This is a genomic window from Vibrio kagoshimensis (genome assembly GCF_050337535.1).
GTDB lineage: Bacteria > Pseudomonadota > Gammaproteobacteria > Enterobacterales > Vibrionaceae > Vibrio > Vibrio gallaecicus.
The window spans coordinates 1-2,755 of sequence record NZ_JAKJSZ010000051.1 but is presented as its reverse complement, the minus strand read 5'-3'; the positions used below and the strand labels follow the sequence as shown (position 1 = coordinate 2,755).

The following is a 2,755-nucleotide window of genomic DNA, read 5'->3' as shown; positions in this document are numbered from 1 at the left end:
GAACAATCATGCTGATCATCGCCGCCGCAAGCATTAAGAAAGGATGCTTTAATAATCTTATATTTTGGATGTTAACCTCTCCATTTACATAACGCCCAATTAAGTAGCTGACAACGCTACCAATACACTCAAATTTACCACCTTAATCACAGAAGCTAAACCGAGTTGAAATGCCAAGCGTTGACAGTCTGCTTAAATTGCTTGTTATGCATTTACAATACAGAGGACCGCTGTACTTCCCAGTACTTAAGCACTGCGTCATCAAATTTTTGTTCGAGTGCCTCTAGATCATACTTAATTTTGAAATCTCGTTCCTCATCAGTGATGGGAAGTAACCAAGCCACGTGTGCGTGATCACTATTTAGAGGCATTATTTCTAAATCCTCTCCAAATGGATACGGCAACGAAATTAGCCAGTTGTTACAGTTAGAACCCTCAAGCCAAGGTTCACCAATAGGCAGAGTATGACCAAACCCCAAATTATGATTCGAATGGTAGTAAGTGACCATTGCCAGCATCTCAACTAGACGATTTGACTCGATCGGTGATACAACAACAAACTCGTGAAGAGCTGAATCTCTGTGTGCAATTTCTGATGCTCCTACTGAGCAATAAACCCACATATTAATTTGCGGGCCAGGTGCAAACCTGACAACCTGAAAGTCGGGTAAAATTTTCTTAATTGGTCCAAGCTCCCAAGACAATTCCTCGAAGTGATGACCTTCAAAAAACTCTGAGTAATGTTTAATAATCTTTTCTTTAGTAGACTTCATAATTTCCTTGATGCATGACGCCCAATTAAGTAGCTGACAACGCTACCAATATACTCAAATTTACTACCTAAATCACTGAAGCTAAACTGAGTTGAAAATGCCACGCGTTGACAGTCTGCTTAAATTGCTTGTTATGTTTGTGATTGATTGGCTATTCGAACTGATGATTTGCTAGTGGGATAATATTTATAGCCACTTCTTCATAAGGATGAACTTCACGAACAGCATTAAGTGCAGATTGCACCACTGACTCTTTACAACGCACATCAATACGGACTTCATGACCAAAGTTAATCTGGGACTTTTCGCCAGTCACTGGCTTAGCATTAATACTTGGGCGCCAAAATCCTGAGATTTGAACTACTGACACTACACTGTCGTAATCGCCAACAACACCTGCACCAACCGAGATTAAAGCATCCCGAATGGGGATAACCTCCGATTCTGGAGCGTAAACTTCTAGCTTAAATTCCATTTTATCCTCGAAAAACATAACGCCCAATTAAGGTGTGAAGCACGCTACCACAATACTCAATCTGGACCACCGTAATCACTGAACTAGACCCAAACCAAAACCGCCAAGCGTGCTGAATCACTCTTAAATTGTTTGTTAGTACTATGTTTACGCCGAACTTTTTGCAAACGTTATGAACTTCATGGTAATAGCCCAAGTATCCATCATTACTTTCTGTCGGTCGGCTGTCTGTGCCTCCAATGGATTGCCGTGCCTGATGGGATCCGCTGCCTTTTTAATATACATAATCTGCTCTTTTGAAACACCTATGTTTTCTCTAAACATTTGCCACGCTTCGCTTTTATTGGGCGTGCCATTATTCAAAAAGTAATGAGTTAGACATTCAATTGCTCTATAACAATAAAATGCACTATCTTTCGGGGTTCTTATTGCAAGCCTTAAGTCATTAAGACACCTACGCAAGTACGCACCAAATTTGCTATTAAGAATCTCGACTAATTCAATTGGTTCAACTAACTCTGAATAATTTAGTTCACTAAGGTACTTTTCTTCGACACCGAAAATGAGGTGCCCTTGATGCTGCGGTTCGATGCATTGGATTATTTCGATGTCATAACCACAACCAACTAGAAATCCTAGTGAGTCAACGACTGCTCTTACTTGCTCCTCAGCAAATAAGCGTAAACTGTTCATACCACTTTCATTCAGTAATGTTGAAGTCTCAACCGTAAAAGCGATACGAGATTTATAGATCGAGAAATTAATAACATCACCTGAATCACCAAACTCAATTCGTGTAGAAGTAACATTCACATCTGCTCGTTCAGGGTGAACTACACCCGTTAACATATATAGGTACTTCATAAATCTCCGTAAATAATACTAACGCCCAATTAACTTGCGCAGCAACGCAATACAGAGGCTCTGCATTGCACCTTAATCACTAAACCTGATTAGGGGTAAAACTGCCACGCGTTGCAAGTCAGGTTAAATTGTTTGTTATGTGAATTCAAACAACGCATAAATGGTTTAAAGGAGCCCAAGCTAATTCTTCCGAATCACCTAATTTTTTACTCCAGATCCAGCCGTTTAATTCATGTTCTTTTACTAAAATGTCACCAACCGTCAAACTATGCTCCTTAGCAAAGTAGTCCTCAAGTACAGTTACGTCATTGTTATTGATAGCTAGTATTTGTTTTGGAACCCAGCCTTCTTTATTTTCCCCTCGGCAAAAAATCCAATTTGCCCAATCACCTTCTGGGTTGGATTCTTCTACAAACTGTAATTTTTCACCTTTTACGATTCGAATTGGTAACTCTGGATCATCCTGATAATTTTTAACGACTTTGTATTCCATAGCCTATTTCTACTCCATTCACATAACGCCGCATTAAGTGGTGAGCAACGCAGACCACCGAACTCAAAGTATTGTGCCGTAAACACCGATTTTGAAGCAAACCAAAAATGCCGAGCGTTGGGAATCCGTCTTAAATGCTTTGTTATGTGT

Annotated in this window: 4 protein-coding genes; all 4 read right to left on the bottom strand. The window is 39.9% G+C overall.

Annotated features, from left to right (window positions below):
• Positions 1-212: 212 nt before the first annotated feature.
• Positions 213-773, bottom strand: coding sequence for a suppressor of fused domain protein (locus L4C37_RS22260; protein WP_429770157.1), 561 nt, complete (start codon positions 771-773; stop codon positions 213-215).
• Positions 774-924: 151 nt separating this feature from the next.
• Positions 925-1,248: a YqfO family protein gene (locus L4C37_RS22255; protein ID WP_429770155.1), complete on the bottom strand. Its 324-nt coding sequence runs from the start codon at positions 1,246-1,248 to the stop codon at positions 925-927.
• Between the two features lie 147 nt (positions 1,249-1,395).
• A complete protein-coding gene (locus L4C37_RS22250) occupies positions 1,396-2,112 on the bottom strand; it encodes a DUF8168 domain-containing protein (protein ID WP_429770153.1) in 717 nt (238 codons plus the stop codon).
• A gap of 145 nt (positions 2,113-2,257) precedes the next feature.
• Positions 2,258-2,605: an SH3 domain-containing protein gene (locus L4C37_RS22245; RefSeq protein ID WP_429770151.1), complete on the bottom strand. Its 348-nt coding sequence runs from the start codon at positions 2,603-2,605 to the stop codon at positions 2,258-2,260.
• Positions 2,606-2,755 lie beyond the last annotated feature (150 nt).

Bases quoted from the DNA above. Each gene is read 5' to 3' on its own strand.
- L4C37_RS22260 (WP_429770157.1), bottom strand. From the start codon at position 773: ATGAAGTCTACTAAAGAAAAGATTATTAAACATTACTCAGAGTTTTTT.
- L4C37_RS22255 (WP_429770155.1), bottom strand. From the start codon at position 1,248: ATGGAATTTAAGCTAGAAGTTTACGCTCCAGAATCGGAGGTTATCCCC.
- L4C37_RS22250 (WP_429770153.1), bottom strand. From the start codon at position 2,112: ATGAAGTACCTATATATGTTAACGGGTGTAGTTCACCCTGAACGAGCA.
- L4C37_RS22245 (WP_429770151.1), bottom strand. From the start codon at position 2,605: ATGGAATACAAAGTCGTTAAAAATTATCAGGATGATCCAGAGTTACCA.